Source organism: Paraburkholderia phenazinium, from assembly GCF_900100735.1.
GTDB classification, from domain to species: Bacteria; Pseudomonadota; Gammaproteobacteria; order Burkholderiales; family Burkholderiaceae; genus Paraburkholderia; species Paraburkholderia phenazinia.
On sequence record NZ_FNCJ01000007.1, the window covers coordinates 23,611 to 38,932 of the forward strand.

18 protein-coding genes are annotated in these 15,322 nt (G+C 62.3%); 6 read left to right on the forward strand and 12 right to left on the reverse strand.

The window, feature by feature from the left end; translation table 11 throughout:
• Nucleotides 1-256 precede the first annotated feature (256 nt).
• The 5 genes from BLQ92_RS16935 to BLQ92_RS16955 are packed head-to-tail and all read left to right on the forward strand — an operon-like array spanning nt 257 to nt 3,915.
• Nucleotides 257-805, forward strand: coding sequence for an iron transporter (locus tag BLQ92_RS16935; RefSeq protein WP_090685691.1), 549 nt, complete (start codon nt 257-259; stop codon nt 803-805).
• A 41-nt stretch (nt 806-846) separates the two neighbouring features.
• Nucleotides 847-1,179, forward strand: a complete 333-nt coding sequence (locus BLQ92_RS16940) for a cupredoxin domain-containing protein (RefSeq protein WP_090685692.1) — start codon at nt 847-849, stop codon at nt 1,177-1,179.
• Between the two features lie 18 nt (nt 1,180-1,197).
• Entirely contained in the window at nt 1,198-2,043 is an 846-nt protein-coding gene (locus BLQ92_RS16945) for an FTR1 family iron permease (RefSeq protein WP_090685693.1), read from the forward strand.
• The gene (locus tag BLQ92_RS16950) at nt 2,040-3,464 is read left to right on the forward strand and encodes a 4Fe-4S binding protein (RefSeq protein WP_090685694.1); all 1,425 of its coding nucleotides are present in this window, start codon (nt 2,040-2,042) and stop codon (nt 3,462-3,464) included. The genes BLQ92_RS16945 and BLQ92_RS16950 overlap by 4 nt, the downstream gene beginning before the upstream one ends.
• A gap of 43 nt (nt 3,465-3,507) precedes the next feature.
• Complete coding sequence (locus BLQ92_RS16955) at nt 3,508-3,915, forward strand: GlcG/HbpS family heme-binding protein (RefSeq protein WP_090685695.1); 408 nt, start codon at nt 3,508-3,510, stop codon at nt 3,913-3,915.
• A gap of 293 nt (nt 3,916-4,208) precedes the next feature.
• On the opposite strand, the gene BLQ92_RS16960 is transcribed toward BLQ92_RS16955, so the two are convergent.
• The 4 genes from BLQ92_RS16960 to BLQ92_RS16975 all read right to left on the reverse strand — a co-directional run bounded on the left by BLQ92_RS16960 (nt 4,209) and on the right by BLQ92_RS16975 (nt 6,656).
• The gene (locus BLQ92_RS16960) at nt 4,209-4,475 is read right to left on the reverse strand and encodes a hemin uptake protein HemP (protein WP_090685696.1); all 267 of its coding nucleotides are present in this window, start codon (nt 4,473-4,475) and stop codon (nt 4,209-4,211) included.
• 123 nt (nt 4,476-4,598) lie between these two features.
• On the reverse strand, nt 4,599-5,078 hold the full coding sequence (locus BLQ92_RS16965; protein ID WP_090685697.1) for an SRPBCC family protein: 480 nt from the start codon (nt 5,076-5,078) through the stop codon (nt 4,599-4,601).
• Between the two features lie 107 nt (nt 5,079-5,185).
• Nucleotides 5,186-5,584, reverse strand: a complete 399-nt coding sequence (locus tag BLQ92_RS16970) for an OsmC family protein (RefSeq protein WP_090685698.1) — start codon at nt 5,582-5,584, stop codon at nt 5,186-5,188.
• 199 nt (nt 5,585-5,783) lie between these two features.
• Nucleotides 5,784-6,656, reverse strand: a complete 873-nt coding sequence (locus BLQ92_RS16975; RefSeq protein ID WP_090685699.1) for a pirin family protein — start codon at nt 6,654-6,656, stop codon at nt 5,784-5,786.
• A 123-nt stretch (nt 6,657-6,779) separates the two neighbouring features.
• Between BLQ92_RS16975 and BLQ92_RS16980 the strand changes: the two genes are divergently transcribed.
• On the forward strand, nt 6,780-7,787 hold the full coding sequence (locus BLQ92_RS16980) for a LysR family transcriptional regulator (protein WP_090685700.1): 1,008 nt from the start codon (nt 6,780-6,782) through the stop codon (nt 7,785-7,787).
• A 459-nt stretch (nt 7,788-8,246) separates the two neighbouring features.
• On the opposite strand, the gene BLQ92_RS16990 is transcribed toward BLQ92_RS16980, so the two are convergent.
• The 8 genes from BLQ92_RS16990 to BLQ92_RS17025 form a co-directional block, all read right to left on the reverse strand.
• Nucleotides 8,247-8,666, reverse strand: a complete 420-nt coding sequence (locus tag BLQ92_RS16990) for an ExbD/TolR family protein (protein ID WP_090685702.1) — start codon at nt 8,664-8,666, stop codon at nt 8,247-8,249.
• A gap of 16 nt (nt 8,667-8,682) precedes the next feature.
• Nucleotides 8,683-9,414 (reverse strand): MotA/TolQ/ExbB proton channel family protein, encoded by a 732-nt coding sequence (locus BLQ92_RS16995; protein ID WP_090685703.1) that lies wholly within the window; start codon nt 9,412-9,414, stop codon nt 8,683-8,685.
• A 75-nt stretch (nt 9,415-9,489) separates the two neighbouring features.
• Nucleotides 9,490-10,230, reverse strand: coding sequence for an energy transducer TonB (locus BLQ92_RS17000; protein WP_090685704.1), 741 nt, complete (start codon nt 10,228-10,230; stop codon nt 9,490-9,492).
• A gap of 243 nt (nt 10,231-10,473) precedes the next feature.
• A complete protein-coding gene (locus BLQ92_RS17005; RefSeq protein ID WP_090685705.1) occupies nt 10,474-10,710 on the reverse strand; it encodes a (2Fe-2S)-binding protein in 237 nt (78 codons plus the stop codon).
• Nucleotides 10,711-10,959: 249 nt separating this feature from the next.
• A complete protein-coding gene (gene murI, locus BLQ92_RS17010) occupies nt 10,960-11,871 on the reverse strand; it encodes a glutamate racemase (RefSeq protein ID WP_090685706.1) in 912 nt (303 codons plus the stop codon).
• Between the two features lie 89 nt (nt 11,872-11,960).
• The gene (bfr, locus tag BLQ92_RS17015) at nt 11,961-12,440 is read right to left on the reverse strand and encodes a bacterioferritin (protein ID WP_090685707.1); all 480 of its coding nucleotides are present in this window, start codon (nt 12,438-12,440) and stop codon (nt 11,961-11,963) included.
• 222 nt (nt 12,441-12,662) lie between these two features.
• Nucleotides 12,663-14,186 (reverse strand): fumarate hydratase, encoded by a 1,524-nt coding sequence (locus tag BLQ92_RS17020; protein ID WP_090685708.1) that lies wholly within the window; start codon nt 14,184-14,186, stop codon nt 12,663-12,665.
• Nucleotides 14,187-14,241: 55 nt separating this feature from the next.
• Nucleotides 14,242-14,796 (reverse strand): TIGR00645 family protein, encoded by a 555-nt coding sequence (locus BLQ92_RS17025; RefSeq protein WP_218133043.1) that lies wholly within the window; start codon nt 14,794-14,796, stop codon nt 14,242-14,244.
• Nucleotides 14,797-15,322 lie beyond the last annotated feature (526 nt).

Consider the following 15,322-nt stretch of genomic DNA (forward strand, 5'->3'; position numbering starts at 1 on the left):
GCGAATCCATTCTGTAAGGCTTCGTCCGGCGGCTCTGTCGGAAAATCCCCGGCCCACGCTTTCTGCTAAATCCTTGTCCTACAAGGACTTCACGGCATCCTGATTTGTTCTCAACCCCGAAGAATGATAAACTTCATCCAATATTGAGAATGGTTCGCATTAACGTTAGTAATGAGATGCAATAAGATTGCATGGATGCGATGCGCCACTTTCAGCCTGTTTTTCGTCGTCTCAGTCTAAAAAACAAGGAGTTTCAATGCGGTTTTCTTCAATTCTGCGCGGCGGCGTGGCTGCCGTCGCCGCAATGGCCGCGATCTCGGCAACGGCCGCTGAATATCCGATCGGCAAGCAACAGATCCAGGGCGGCATGGAAATCGGCGCCGTCTACCTGCAGCCGATCACGATGGAGCCGGAAGGCATGATGCGCAAGGCCTCCGATTCGGACGTTCACCTCGAAGCCGATATCCACGCCGTCAAGAACAACCCGACCGGTTTTGCCGAAGGCGACTGGATGCCGTATCTGCAGGTGAGCTACGAATTGTCGAAGGCTGGCTCGACCCAGACGCAGAAAGGCGACCTGATGGCCATGGTGGCAAGCGACGGTCCGCATTATGGCGACAACGTCAAGCTGCAAGGCCCCGGCAAATACCACCTGAAGCTTTTCATCGCGCCGCCGATGCAAACCGGCCACATGGCCTTCGGCCGTCACGTCGACAAGGAAACCGGCGTGGGTGCGTGGTTCAAGCCGTTCACGCTCGAGTACGACTTCACGTACGCAGGCATCGGCAAGAAGGGTGGGTACTAAACAATGGACTGCGTGACGCACGGCGTCTTCCGGAAGGGCCAATGAGAATCAATCGAAAGATCGCCATCCTCGCCATGACGAGTTCGCTCGTCGGCGCTGCGCATGCGGCCGACTTACCGACCTTCAAGCTGGAAATGACGGACGGCAAGCTCAATCCGGCACGTATCGAGGTGCCGGCCGGCCAGCGCATCAAGATCGAAGTGCGCAACTCGGGTAAGGGCGCCGCCGAGTTCGAAAGCGTCCAGTTGCGCAAAGAGAAGGTGCTCGCGCCGGGCGCGGAATCGTTCGTGGTGATCGCGCCGCTGTCGCCGGGCGAGTACAAGTTTTTCGACGATTTCCACCAGCAGGCGCAGGGCGTGATCGTCGCGAAGTAGTCGAGTAGGAGAAGTTCGATGGGTCAGGTGTTGTTCATCGTGTGGCGGGAGAGCGTCGAGGCGCTGCTGGTCGTCGGCATCCTGTATGCGTGGCTTAAAAATGGCGACGACGACGCGCGGCGCGGTTTGCCGTATCTGTGGGCGGGTGTCGGCGTGGGCATCCTCGCGGCGATCGGGCTCGGCGCGGCGCTGATCGGCTTTACCGAAGTGTTGTCCGGCGATGCGCAGGACTACTTTCAGACCGCGATGGTGCTGGTCGCGTGCGTGCTGATCGTGCAGATGGTACTGTGGATGAAGCAGCACGGCCGCACGCTCAAGCGCGACATGGAGCAGTCGCTGCAACAGAGCACGCGCGATTCGAACTGGTGGGGCATTGCCGTGCTGGTCGCGCTGGCGATCGCCCGGGAAGGCAGCGAGACGGTGATCTTCCTGTACGGCCTCGGCTTCGGCCAGTCGGGCCATGTGGACGGCAGCCAGATGCTCGCTGTGCCGATCGGTCTTGGCCTCGCATTCCTGACCTTCTACGTGCTGCAACTGGGCGGCAAGTTCTTCTCGTGGCGGCTCTTTTTCCGCGTCACCGAAATCATGCTGCTATTCCTCGGTGCGGGCTTGTTCCAGACCGGTGTCGACAAGCTGATCGACAAGGAAATTCTGCCCACGCTGGTGGATCAACTGTGGAACAGCTCGGCGCTGCTCGACGATTCGAGCACCTTCGGTTCGCTCGTCGCCACGCTGACCGGCTATCGCGCCCATCCGGCACTGATGAATCTGGTCGCCTACGCGGTGTATTGGGGCGTCGTGTATCTGCTGGTGCGCCGGGCCAACCGGCGGCCGGCGCAGCAGGCGGCAGGGCGCGCAGCATGAATGGGGCGCTCAGTCGCTCCAGTAAGCGCTCCGGCCAGCCCGGCCGGCTCGCTGCAGCTGGCCAATGGATGCAGCGCCATGGCGGGCTGATTCGCGGCATCCAGTGGGTTGTCGTAGCGGTATATGCGTTCCTGATTCTGGTGCCCGCTTTCATACCGCTGCCCGACGAGACAGCGCATCTGTGGAACAACCTGACGCTTGCTGCGCAGTTTGTGTTCTGGGGCATCTGGTGGCCGTTCGTGCTGCTTTCGATGGTGATGCTCGGCCGCGTCTGGTGCGGCGTGCTGTGCCCCGAAGGGGCGCTCGCCGAGTTCGCCAGCAAATTCGGCCGCGGCTGGGCGATTCCGCGCTGGATGCGCTGGGGTGGCTGGCCGTTCGTCGCCTTCGGTCTCACTACCATTTACGGCCAGATGGTGAGCGTCTACCAGTACCCGAAGGCGGTGCTGCTGGTGCTCGGCGGCTCGACCTTTGCCGCCATGATCATCGGCTTGCTGTACGGGCGCGAGAAACGCGTCTGGTGCAAATACCTGTGCCCCGTCAATGGGGTCTTTTCGCTTCTGGCGCGGCTCGCGCCGTTTCACTACAAGGTCGACGAGGACGCCTGGCGCCGCTCGTACACAGAGGGTGAACACGGCCATCGCGTGATTCCGATCAACTGCGCGCCGCTCGTGCCGTTGCGCAACATGAAGGGCGCTGCGGCGTGTCATATGTGCGGCCGCTGCAGCGGTCACCGCGACGCGATTGCCTTGACGTGGCGCGCGCCATCGTCTGAAGTGGTGGAGCTCGGCGGCCAGCAGGCGAGTGCGTGGGATACCGCGCTGATCCTGTATGGCCTGCTCGGCATCGCGATCGGCGCGTTTCATTGGACCGTGTCGACATGGTTCGTCGATCTGAAGATGTTCCTCGCCACTTGGCTGGTGGACCGCGATATCACCTGGCCGCTCGACACCAACGCGCCGTGGTTCCTGTTCACGCACTACCCTGAGCAGAACGACGTATTTTCCTGGCTCGACGGCACGCTGGTGATCGTCTATATCGTCGCCACCGGGCTCGTCTACGGCACGATCCTAGTGGCGCTGCTGATGGGCGCAACCCGAAGCCTGGGCCGCTTTAGCGCGGTGCGGCTGCATCATCTCGCGCAAGGGCTGATTCCGCTGGCGGGCGCGGGGGTGTTTCTCGGGCTGTCGGCGACCACGCTGTCGCTGCTGCGCGCCGAACATGTCTCGCTGTGGTGGGCCACCGATCTACGTCTTACTATTCTGACCGTGGCCAACCTGTGGAGCGCATGGCTCGCGTGGCTCGTCACGCGGCGTTACAGTGCGCGGCTTTTCCAGCGTGGCCTTGCGATGGTATGGTTTATCGCCGCACTCGCGGTCGTCGATAGTGCGTGGTGGCTGATGTTCTGGGGCTGGACACGCTAGCGGCGCGTTGTGTCGTTGTGTCCCAGAAACGAAGAGGCTGCCCGTGAGAACCAAACCTGCACTGACCGACGAAGACGTCAAGAAAATGGCCGCCGCTGCCGAAGCGCACGCGCTGGCCAACCAATGGCACGTGACTGTCGCGATCTTCGACGACGGCGGTCATCTGCTCCATCTGCACCGCATGGACGGTACTGCGCCCAGCACCGTCGAAATGGCGATCGGCAAGGGCCGCACAGCCGTGCTCGGACGGCGCGAAACCAAGGTCTATGAAGACATTATCAAGAATGGCCGCACCGCCTTCCTGAGCGCGCCGCTGGTGGCGATGGTGGAGGGTGGCGTGCCCATTGTCTTCGAGGGCGAAGTGGTGGGCTCGATTGGCGTGTCCGGCGTGAAATCGGAGCAGGATGCGGCCGTGGCACGCGCGGGCATTGCGGCGCTGGGAACCGCCTGAGCCAGCCGTCGATCCGCTAGCGCTAGCGATGGCCGAAGCCAAAAACACGAAAGCCGTGGGATGTTGCCATCCATACGGCTTCGTCGTGCGACTCGTTCAATCGTTGCTTTGCGACACGCGCTCATGCGCCTGTCCGCATTGGGTGAGAACCAAAAAAGCGGCCTGGCTTGCTGCGACGGCTGGCTTGGTGTGTTGCACGAAGGGGTCTAGATCTCGCGTGCAAGCCGTCGTGGCTGGCTAATGCCCAACACCTCTCGAGGAGGTGGTCCCCACAATACCCGGTAGATACCTCGTTACTTGGTCAAAATCAGCTTGCCCAGACGCGTGGCGCGCAGCTGGTAGGTTTCGCCGTTATGCACGATGTTGACGTGGCTGCGGCCTTGCAGCAGCGTCTCGCTGCGTACTGCCGGCGCGGCGGTTCCTGCTGCTGCCGCTGCGGGACTGCGCTCGGCGGATTGCCGCGGCGCGGCGGCGCTGGTGCTGGCTTTCGGACGGCTGGTTAGCGCCGCAGCCGCAGGGCGGCGCAGGCTAAGCGTGGAAGAGCGGTTGAGATCGTTCATTCGTTCCGTCGGTTTGTCGATTCGATGGAGTGATTCTAAATGATAATCGTTCCCATTTACAAGATCGGCAAATTCATCGGATTAATGTTTCGATAGCCGCCTCCGCCGTTGCTCAAAGCATGCTCAATGCAGTGCGCCGGGCTCCTTGCCTTGCACGTATTGGCGAATCAGCCGCACCGTATCGATATCCGACTCGCGGTATGCCGACTTGACGATCTCCTGCGTCTGACGAGCATCTTCATCGTCGGAGACGGGCAGGGTGGTGCTGTACTCGAAGCGCAGAAACAGTTGCAACTCGTCGGGCTGCTCGATCGTCATCGTCAGCGAGCCGCCCACGTAGGTTTCGGTGGCGAGGATGTCGTAGCGCACGCTCTGGTCGGGCTGCAACGTGACGCGGTCGCGCACCGTCACCTCTCCGTAGTGCAGCTCGCGCTCGAGCGTGGTCTCGGTGCGCGACAGGATCGTGCACGTATCGAGTCCCAGCACGAAGAGTTGCGGCTGTTCGGCGCGCAGCACGAGGCCTTCCCACAACTGCTCGCGGGTCAGGGTTTCAACGAGCGGATTCAGCGGGTCGTTGATCTGGATAAGGTGTTCGAAATTCAAAACGGAGGCTTCCTTTTTTGGGGGGGGGCGCTTGCGGCGCTGCGCCATGTGCAATGTGTCCGTGCCAGCCAGGCGCGCCCTCTGGCAAGTCTGCTGAATCAGGCGAGTCAGGCAACCGCGAGTCCCGAGCGGATCGTGATCGAATGCGTCAGGATCTTGTGGACCGGGCACGCATTGGCGATCTGCAGCAGACGTTCGCGCTGCTCATCGGACAGATCGCCTTCCAGCACAATCTGCCGGTCGATTGTCGAGCCTTCGTCGCTGGTTGTCATCTTGAGCGTCACACGTACGTCGGCGAGCGGCCAGCCTTTGCGTTGCGCATACATTTTCAGCGTAATCGATGTGCAGGCGCCGAGACTCGACAGCAAGATCGACACCGGGCCCGGTCCGCGGTCGCCGCCGCCTTGCGACGCCGGTTCGTCGGCGAGCCAGGTATGCTTGCCGTCGTCGAGAAGAACCTGAAAATTCGTCGAGCCGATGTGGGCGGTGACGGTGGACTCTGCCATGCGCGCTCCTGAACAGGGACGGGAATCGCCGCGCGGCGCAGCGAGCTACGGCGCGCGGCACGAGCCGCTATTGTGAACGAAATTGTCCGGCTTCGCGCCGCGCGCGTCGTGGCGCAGCAGGGCCTGTCCAGCCAGGGCGGCGAGCGGCGATCTTATGCGAGGCGCAAGCCTGCCGCCGCTTGCCGTGGGCAGGCTTACTTTAGTGGGTAATCTGCCCCATGCGGCCAGCCTGGTAGTCGGTCACGGCCTGGCGAATTTCATCTTCAGTGTTCATCACGAACGGGCCGTAGCGTACCACCGGCTCTTTGAGCGGCACACCGCCCAGCAACAGTACATCGAGCGGTTCCTCGCCGGCGGCGAAGGTCACGGTATCGCCGTCGTTGCCGAACACGACCATCTGCTGCGCACCGATTTCGCGGCGCGCCTCGCCGTAGAAGCCCTTGCCCGACAGCGCATAAGCGAATACCCGGTAGTTGGCCGGCACCGTATGCTCGATCTTCGCGCCCGGCTGCAGCGTGAAATGCTGATACAGGATTGGCGTGCGGGTTTCGATGGCCGCCGCTACGCCCAGCGCTTCGCCTGCGATCACTTTCACGCGAACCTTGCCGTCCTTGGAGGTCGCGACCGGAATTTGCGCCGATGGTATTTCCTGGTAGCGCGGCGCGATCATCTTGTCGTTGCGCGGCAGGTTCACCCACAACTGCAAACCGTGCACCCGGCCGCCGGTGCGCACGAACTCCGGATCCGGCATTTCACTGTGGACCACACCGGCGCCTGCAGTCATCCACTGCACGTCGCCGGGGTGCAGCGTACCCGAGTGGCCTGCCGAATCCTTATGGCCGAACTGGCCCTCCAGCGCATAGGTGACCGTCTCGAAGCCGCGGTGCGGATGGTCCGGTGCGCCTTTCGCCTCGCCTGGGGCGTAGTCGATCGGGCCCATTTCGTCGAGCAGCAGAAATGGATCGAAGTCCATCAGATTGCGGGTCGGAAACGGGCGGTGGACGATAAAGCCGCCGCCTTCGGTCGTGCGAACCGCGGGATACGTGCGTTCGATCGTGCGTGTCGAGCTCATCAAAAGTCACCTTGAAAAATGGGGAATAGCGTTATTTCTGAAACATAGAGCTATTATAGGGACCGTTTTTCGAGGTGCCAGCCACCGTCACGCAATGGATTGTTCTATTCATGGAACGATGAGATGAAGATCGATTCACACAATCTGAACGACCTGATGTACTTTTCTCAGGTCGTCGAGCACGGTGGATTCTCCGCCGCGGAGCGGGTGCTGGGCATCTCGAAGTCGCGCCTGTCGCGACGCCTGACCGAGCTGGAGGCGTCGCTGGGCGTGCGCTTGCTGCAGCGCTCCACACGCAAGCTCGCGCTGACGGAAGCAGGGCAACTGTTCTACCAGCATTGCCAGGCGATGCTCTCGGAGGCCCAGGCGGCCGTCAACGTGGTGCAGCAATTGCGCTCGTCGCCGCGCGGCACGGTGCGAGTGAGCGTGCCGGTCACCATCTCGCAGACGCTGCTGTCGCAGATTCTGCCGGAATTCATGCACCGCTTTCCGGAGGTGCGTGTGGTGATGCGCGTGACCAATCGCGTCATCGACCTGTTCGAGGATTCGATCGATGTTGCGCTGCGAATACGCTCGGAGCCGCCGGAAAACGCCAACATCGTAGTGCGGCCGTTGTGGCGCACGCAGCAGATGCTGGTGGGGGCGCCGAGCCTGCTGCAACAGAATGCACCGCCGCTGTTGCCGGCCGACCTGGCCCGCTTCGAGACGCTCGACACACCGACCACCGACGGCCGTCACGTGTTTCAGCTGATCTCGCCGGACGGTACGCGGCACGCGCTCGAACACGAGCCGCGTCTGGTGAGCGCCGACCTGATGACGATCCGCGAGGCGGTGCTGGCGGGCGTCGGCATCGCCGCCTTGCCCGAGATGATGTATGGCGCCGCTTTGCGCGCGGGCCAACTGTCGCCGGTGATGCCGGGCTGGACGCTGCCGTCGCCGCAGCTCTACGCGGTGTTCGTATCGCGTCAGGGGATGGTGCCCGCGGTGCGTGCGTTCGTCGATTATCTGGTCGAGATGCTGGATCCCGATACCGGCAAGCACATCATGGGCGAATGCCCGACCGCTGCAGAAAAGCGCAAAGCGGGAGAGCGTACCCAGTCTGCGCAAGTCATCGTGCCGGCGACCGCGTAGGCCGTTGCCCGGGCTTTTATGCAAGCGTGTGCAAGCACCGTCAAGCATGAAAGAGCGGCTTGCAAAGAGGCGAGTCATCCTGCATGACGGCGTTCAATGTGCACAGCGTCATATCGTTTTCGCATTTAAGCGCCGCCAGCGATGAGTACTTTCAATGGGCCTTTGCTTGAACCTCTGCGCCAACGGGCTTATATTGAAATCCCTTCGCTAAGGAGTCTCTTACGCGAAAACTCATGGCCGCTATCATAGCGAGCCTGATAGGGCTGATCGCGCTGTCCGTGTCGACCACGGCTGTCGCATGTGGAGACATTCGCTACTCATCCGATGGCGGGTGTTCTCGCCGCCCGAAGGCGCCGAGTGCGCACAAAAAAAGGCCTTCATCCGACGATGAAGGCCTTTTACTTTGGGCCCTGAAAACAAGGGCCGTTTGCGTCCTGCCAGGTCGCGCCCAGCCGGACTCTAGTGGCTCACGGGTTGCGTCACAAAGCCGATCTTCGTGAGGCCGCCGGCCTGCGCCGCCGACATCACTTCGGCTACCTTTTCATAGGCCACCTTGCGATCCGCGTTCAGATGCAGTTCAGGTTGCGGGCTCGCTTGCGCGGCCTGGGCGATCTTCGAACGCAGTTCGTCGCCGCTGACCTTCTGTTGATCCCACAGCACAGTGCCATCGGCTTCTACCGACACATTCACCTGGACCGGCTTGGTCTCTTCTTTCTGGCTGCTCGCATGCGGCAGATCGATTTTCACTGCGTGACGGATCACCGGAATCGTCACCATGAAGACGATCAGGAGAACCAACATGACGTCGACGAGCGGCGTCATGTTGATTTCGTTCATCAGGCCGTCGTCCTCGTCGCTGGCGAAGGGGCTCATTCCCATCGGAGTACCTCGCTGATCAGTTGGCGCGGGTGGCGAGGCGCAGGCCGTCGCCGCGCTTGGACGACGACAGGCGCGCGCCGGTCACGAAGAACGCATGCAGGCCGTGGGCAAAGCGGTTCAGCTTGGTGACGATTGCCTTGTTCGCACGGGTCAGTGCGTTGTAGCCGAGCACGGCCGGAATCGCGACGAACAGGCCGAACGCGGTCATGATCAGCGCTTCGCCGACCGGACCGGCGACCTGGTCGATCGAGCTCTGGCCGCTTGCGCCGATCGCCAGCAGCGCGTGATAAATGCCCCACACCGTGCCGAACAGGCCGACGAACGGCGCCGTGCTGCCGATCGACGCGAGAATCGCAAGACCGCTCTGCATGCGCGCGACGCTATCGTCCATGGTGTCTTTCAGGCAGCGCGTGATCCAGTCCGACACGTCCATGCGGTCGTGCAGATGCGGTTGCGTCTGGTGATGGTGATCCGCGGCTTCCTGGCCCGACAGCGCGAGCGCGAGGAACGGGTTGTCCTGCGGGGTCGAGGCGCCGGCGCCGAGTTTTTTCACGCCGTCGGAGAGGTCGTCCGAATGCCAGAACGACACCTCGGCATTCTTCGTCAGACGCTTGAGACGCATCACGTTCCAGGCCTTGATGACGATCACGCTCCACGACAGCACCGACATGATGAGCAGTGCGAGCGCGATGCCGCGCGTCACGAAATCCCCTTGTGCCCAGACGTGGGCCAAACCGTAGTTCTGCATTGCAATTCCTTTTTTTAAAATCCGCTTGAGCCGTTCAGTTGCACGGGCCGCTCAATCGCTCGCTGATCCAGGCGCTTAGTCATCCAGGCCGAACTGGTACGGCTGGGTGTAGGCGGCCCGGATCGGTACGCCGTTTTCCACATAGGGCTTGCAGGTGGTCGCGCGCACGGCGGCGAGCGCCGCGTCGTCGAGACGGTCGAAGCCGCTGCTCTTTTTCAGTTCGATGTTCTCGAGACTGCCGGTCAGGCCCACCACGAACCTGACGTAGGCGGTACCGGTTTCACCGCGGCGCCGCGACAGGGCCGGGTAGTCGGGCTTCGCGATACTGCAGTCGAGATGCGCGACGTTCTTGGGCGCGCTGATTTCCATCGTCGGCCGGCCGATCGCGGGCGCAGCGGCGGCGGCCGGCGCCACGGGGGCTGCGGGAGCAGGCGGTGCGGACTCGGCAGCGGCGGGCGCCGTAGACGAGGGCGCCGCCGCTTGCGGCAACGGCATCGGCGTGGGCTTTGGCGTCGGGGTGGGGTGCGCCTGAACCTTCGGCTTCGGGTGCGGGACGGGCGGGGTCGGCTTGGGCGGCGGCGGGGCGATCGATTGCACGGCTGCCGGCGCCGCCACAGGCGCGGGGCTCAACAGTTCGGCGGTCATCGTGCGCGATTCGAGCGGGCGAACCGGCTCGTCGTGGCGCATGCTTAGCACTACCGCAAGTAGCGCGACGTGGATCACGACAACCGCGGCGGTCGCCGTTACGGCACGGGAATTCATACGGCTGGCAAGTACCGGCGCGAGGCCGGTTGGGACGGTATGCGAGGCGCGCATGTTAGCGCGACCGCGCGCCGTCGATACCGGGGCTACGACAAAGCAACGTCATTTTCGGAATATCAGCAGCGAAATGCACAGTGTGGTCACGAAACCAATCAGCAATTCCATCTCAAACTCCTGTTACGGGGTGAGCGGTAGCTGGCTGGTACGTGTACTGGCTTGCTGACGGCAGTGGACTAAAGCGTGAGGCGCGTGGGGCCTGCAACGCTCGAGGCACGGCGGGAGGCCGTGCCGGTAGGATCAGGCGGCCTTGCGTTCGTAAAACGTCACCGGCATCGGATGCGCATGATGCTCGACGCCGCAGCGGCTCGCACACACGCCGCTTTGCGCCATCACGTCGCGCACGGACTCTTCGCACTTGCCGCAGCACATGGCGACGCCCAGCTCGAACTGGAGTTCGTCGAACGAGTCGACGCCTTCCGCGATCGAGGCGCGAATCTTCCGGTCGGATACAGACTTGCACACGCAGACAATCATGATGGGGCGCAATAGCTAACGTTAATGCGAATTATTATCATTATGTTTGATGCGTTTGGCAAGCACCCTGTGGGAATTTTTGTAACAAAACCAGACTGTTAGCAGGGATACCCCAGTTTGGGATGGGGCCAGATGCGGGGGCGGGAAGGGCGAGGGGAGGTGTGGCCGCCAGGCAGCCGCACTAAGGGCACGAATAGGCGGCCGGCCTGGATGGCCGCCCTAAGCGGCTCTAAGCGGCTCTAAGCTGCTTTAAGCGGCCCGAGAGTCAGCTGCGAGGGTGCGCCGCGAGGGGATGACCACTTGTTCCACCGGCGCCTCGATCTGGAGCAGGGTGGCGGCAAGCTGCTGCAGGTGCGCGCCGTCGCTGGTCGAGCAAAATCGGGGCAGATCGACGGCTTGATCCGTTGCGGCGCGCAGGCCGTGCTGGTCGAGGACGCGCTCCAGTTGGCGGGCGATGGCCACGCTGGTGTCGATCAGCGTCATCCGGTCGCCGACGATATCGCGGATCGCCGCGTCGAGAAACGGGTAGTGCGTGCAGCCGAGCACCAGGGTGTCGGCGCCGGCATCGAGCATCGGTTGCAGATAGCTGTCGAGCAGCGCACGCAGTTCGGCCGAGCCGACGTCGCAGCGTTCGATGGCCTGCACCAGTCCGTGGCCAGGCTGGCAGAGAAAGCGGCAGTCGGCGGCGTAGCGTTCCAGCAGGCCCTGAAAGCGGGTGCTGCGCAGCGTCACCTGGGTGGCGAGCACGCCGGCCACGCGGGTTTTCGACTGCTGGGCAGCCGGCTTGATGCCCGGCTCCACGCCGATCAGCGGAATCGGCAAGTGCTCGCGCACCAGCGCGATGGATTGAGCCGTCGCCGTGTTGCAGGCCACCACCAGCACCTTGGCGCCCTGTTTGACGAGCCATTGGCCGATGGCGAGCGTGCGGTCGGCAATGAAGTCGTCGTCGCGTTCGCCATAGGGCGCGTAGAGTGAGTCGGCCACATAGATGATCGCTTCATCCGGCACTTGCGCGCGCACCGCTCGCAGCACGGACAGGCCACCCAGGCCCGAGTCGAACACGCCCACCGGGGCATGAGCCGCCAGAGCCGCAGACAGCGGCTCGCTGGCGGGGCAAGACGCGGGTGCGTTAAGACCTGCGTCTGACGAAGCAGTATGCATGGGAGCAGTCACGGGAACGGACAAGGGTGCAAACAGGAGCAAACGATCGAGCCCGTGCAGTTTATCTTGAGTTGCACGGGCTGGGCCGCTTAGGACTCGATCGAGCCCATGGCGGTTTGCTGGTAGTTCTGGATGCCGACCTTGTCGATCAGGTCCAGTTGCGTTTCCAGCCAGTCGATGTGCTCTTCCGTGTCGTCGAGAATCTTGACGAAGATCTCGCGCGAGATGAAATCGCGTACTGATTCGCAATACACGATGGCTTCCTTGCAGGTGCTTTGCGAAATCTGCTCGAGCTTCAAATCGCATTCGAGGATCTCTTTGGTCTCCTCGCCAATCAGCAGCTTGTGCAGGTCTTGCAGATTGGGCAGTCCATCCAGCATGAAAATGCGTTCGATGAGCCAGTCGGCGTGCTTCATTTCGCCGATCGATTCGTCGTATTCATGCTTGCCGAGTTTTTCAAGCCCCCAATGCTTGTACATCCGCGCATGCAGGAAGTACTGGTTGATCGCGGTCAGTTCGTTCTTCAACTGAGAGTTCAGATATTCGATAACCTTCTTGTCGCCTTGCATGATTTTTTCCTTGTGGGGGCTCTGAATTTCAATTTTCAACAACAATAAACGCCCGACCCGAAAAAGCCAAGGATCGCAGCATTTTTTGACACATGTCCGTGGCGAGTCACGGTTTGCTCGCACGAATTCGCACAAGCTCGTACAAGCAGCTGTCCCATCAAATGCAAAAGCCGGGACCGTAGGCCCCGGCTTTCTCAACTGACGTTGGGCTTTGAAACGGGGTTAAGCCGTTGCGACCGGAATCTTGCCGATCTTCGCTTGCCATTCCTTCGGGCCGGTCTGGTGGACCGAGGTGCCGTTCGAATCGACGGCTACCGTGACCGGCATGTCCTGCACGTCGAACTCGTAGATGGCTTCCATGCCGAGGTCTTCGAACGCAAGCACCTTCGCGCTGCGGATCGCCTTCGAGACGAGGTATGCCGCGCCGCCCACGGCCATCAGATAAGCGGCCTTGTGCTTCTTGATGGCTTCGATGGCGACCGGGCCGCGCTCGGCCTTGCCGATCATCGAAATGAGACCTGTTTGCGACAGCATCGTCTCGGTGAACTTGTCCATGCGGGTCGCCGTGGTCGGGCCAGCCGGACCGACCGCTTCGTCGCGCACCGGGTCGACCGGGCCGACGTAGTAGATCACGCGGTTGGTGAAGTCCACCGGCAGCTTTTCGCCCTTGGCGAGCATGTCCGCGATACGCTTGTGAGCAGCGTCGCGGCCCGTCAACATCTTGCCCGACAGCAGCAGCGTCTGGCCCGGCGTCCACGAAGCGACTTGTTCCGGCGTCAGCGTGTTCAGATCGACGCGCTGGCTCTTTTCCGTGTCCGGTTCCCACTGCACCTTCGGCCATGCGTCGAGCGACGGCGCTTCGAGCTTGGCGACGCCCGAGCCATCCAGCGTGAAGTGAGCATGACGCGTCGCCGCGCAGTTCGGGATGATGGCGATCGGCTTGGATGCAGCGTGCGTCGGTGCAGCCATGATCTTGACGTCGAGTACGGTAGCGAGGCCGCCGAGACCTTGCGCGCCGATGCCGAGCGCGTTGACCTTCTCGTGCAGCTCGATGCGCAGTTCTTCGATCCAGTCCTGCGGGCCGCGCGCGATGATGTCCTGAATGTCGATCGGATCCATCAGCGATTCCTTCGCCATCACCATCGCCTTTTCGGCGGTGCCGCCGATGCCGATGCCGAGCATGCCCGGCGGGCACCAGCCGGCGCCCATGGTCGGCACGGTCTTGAGGATCCAGTCGACGATCGAGTCCGACGGGTTCAGCATCGCGAACTTCGACTTGTTCTCCGAGCCGCCGCCCTTGGCTGCAACCTGCACGTCGACCTTTTCGCCCGGCACGATCTCGTAGTGGATCACGGCCGGGGTATTGTCCTTGGTGTTCTTGCGACCACCTTCCGGCGGGCTCACGATCGAGGCGCGCAGCACGTTGTCCGGGTTCAGGTAACCGCGGCGCACGCCTTCGTTGATCATGTCGGTGACGCCCATCGTCGCACCGTCCCAACGCACGTCCATCCCCACCTTCACGAACACCGTGACGATGCCGGTGTCCTGGCAGATCGGGCGCTTGCCTTCGGCGCACATGCGGCTGTTGGTCAGGATCTGCGCGATCGCATCTTTCGCCGCCGGGCTCTGTTCGAGCTCGTAGGCGCGGCCAAGGGCCTGGATGTAGTCGAGCGGGTGGTAATAGCTGATGTACTGAAGCGAATCAGCAATGCTCTGAATCAGATCTTCCTGTTTGATGACGGTCATGGCTAGCTCAGTGGGGACAATGGCGCTTTTCGTACTGATTGCATGGGCTGCGCGCTCAGTCTTGCGCCTTCAGGGGAGTGGAAACGGGTTGCAGTGCAGCCGGCTCATGGAAATGCGCCGGGTGGGTATGCGTGGCCAGACGATCGACCAGGGCCATCACGACCGCGGACAGCAGGAACGCCAGGTGAATGATCACCTGCCACATAATGGTGTGAGTCGAATTCTGGTCGGGGCTGATGAAGGTCTTCAGCAGATGGATCGACGAGATGCTGATCAGCGCCATCGACAGCTTCACCTTCAGCACGCCGGCGTTCACGTGGTCGAGCCATTCAGGCTCGTCCGGGTGGCCTTCGACGCCGAGGCGCGACACAAAAGTTTCATACCCGCCGATGATCACCATGATCAGCAGGTTCGAGATCATCACCACATCGATCAGGCCGAGCACGACCAGCATGATGTTGGTTTCGTCGAGCGTCATCGAGGCCGTGACGAGGTGCCAGACTTCCTTGAGGAACAGGACGACGTAGACGCCTTGCGCGACGATCAAGCCGAGATAAAGCGGCACCTGGAGCCAGCGGCTCATGAAGACGATGGCGGGCAGCGGGCGCATCGGGCGGCGCGTTTTACCAGCGGAATCGGGACGCGAAGCGGACATAGGCAAGAATCAGGGCGATGAGATCGGGTGGCGCAATGGCCTGAGCACCGGGCAAAAGTGCAGACAGGCGCACGCACAGGCGCGCGGAAAACCCCGCGGCAGGCGCGCTATTGTACAGCCACACCCGGGTTTACCTGGCGGAGACGGGCAAACGCGCCGGCGGTGCTGGAATCCGGCCGGCCAGTTCAGTTAGCATTGTAAAAGGGCACGTACGAGGCGACAGGCGTTTGACGCCCAGTTTGGCATTTGCTTCAGAGGTTTGCGCCGCGTTAGATGACGAGCCCGCCCTGGCAACACGCTAACGGCCAAGCGGGTAGCATCCCGTTCTGGAGGCCTGCGTAAGTGGCCGGTAAGTTGCGACGTTTATCGTGATCGATGAACGGGTCGATCGTTGGAGCATGCGCATGCTGCAGTGCGGCATGCGGGTTCAACGGTTGGCTGCGCAGGGGGTGAAGCCCTGCGCGAGGGTTGGAGACAGGCG

Bases quoted from the DNA above. Each gene is read 5' to 3' on its own strand.
- BLQ92_RS16950 (WP_090685694.1), top strand. From the start codon at position 2,040: ATGAATGGGGCGCTCAGTCGCTCCAGTAAGCGCTCCGGCCAGCCCGGC.
- BLQ92_RS17025 (WP_218133043.1), bottom strand. From the start codon at position 14,796: ATGCGCCCGCTGCCCGCCATCGTCTTCATGAGCCGCTGGCTCCAGGTG.
- BLQ92_RS16940 (WP_090685692.1), top strand. From the start codon at position 847: ATGAGAATCAATCGAAAGATCGCCATCCTCGCCATGACGAGTTCGCTC.
- BLQ92_RS16990 (WP_090685702.1), bottom strand. From the start codon at position 8,666: ATGGGAATGAGCCCCTTCGCCAGCGACGAGGACGACGGCCTGATGAAC.
- bfr (WP_090685707.1), bottom strand. From the start codon at position 12,440: ATGCAAGGCGACAAGAAGGTTATCGAATATCTGAACTCTCAGTTGAAG.
- BLQ92_RS17000 (WP_090685704.1), bottom strand. From the start codon at position 10,230: ATGCGCGCCTCGCATACCGTCCCAACCGGCCTCGCGCCGGTACTTGCC.
- BLQ92_RS16945 (WP_090685693.1), top strand. From the start codon at position 1,198: ATGGGTCAGGTGTTGTTCATCGTGTGGCGGGAGAGCGTCGAGGCGCTG.
- BLQ92_RS16980 (WP_090685700.1), top strand. From the start codon at position 6,780: ATGAAGATCGATTCACACAATCTGAACGACCTGATGTACTTTTCTCAG.
- BLQ92_RS16960 (WP_090685696.1), bottom strand. From the start codon at position 4,475: ATGAACGATCTCAACCGCTCTTCCACGCTTAGCCTGCGCCGCCCTGCG.
- BLQ92_RS16970 (WP_090685698.1), bottom strand. From the start codon at position 5,584: ATGGCAGAGTCCACCGTCACCGCCCACATCGGCTCGACGAATTTTCAG.
- BLQ92_RS16995 (WP_090685703.1), bottom strand. From the start codon at position 9,414: ATGCAGAACTACGGTTTGGCCCACGTCTGGGCACAAGGGGATTTCGTG.
- BLQ92_RS17020 (WP_090685708.1), bottom strand. From the start codon at position 14,186: ATGACCGTCATCAAACAGGAAGATCTGATTCAGAGCATTGCTGATTCG.
- BLQ92_RS16935 (WP_090685691.1), top strand. From the start codon at position 257: ATGCGGTTTTCTTCAATTCTGCGCGGCGGCGTGGCTGCCGTCGCCGCA.
- BLQ92_RS17005 (WP_090685705.1), bottom strand. From the start codon at position 10,710: ATGATTGTCTGCGTGTGCAAGTCTGTATCCGACCGGAAGATTCGCGCC.
- murI (WP_090685706.1), bottom strand. From the start codon at position 11,871: ATGCATACTGCTTCGTCAGACGCAGGTCTTAACGCACCCGCGTCTTGC.
- BLQ92_RS16975 (WP_090685699.1), bottom strand. From the start codon at position 6,656: ATGAGCTCGACACGCACGATCGAACGCACGTATCCCGCGGTTCGCACG.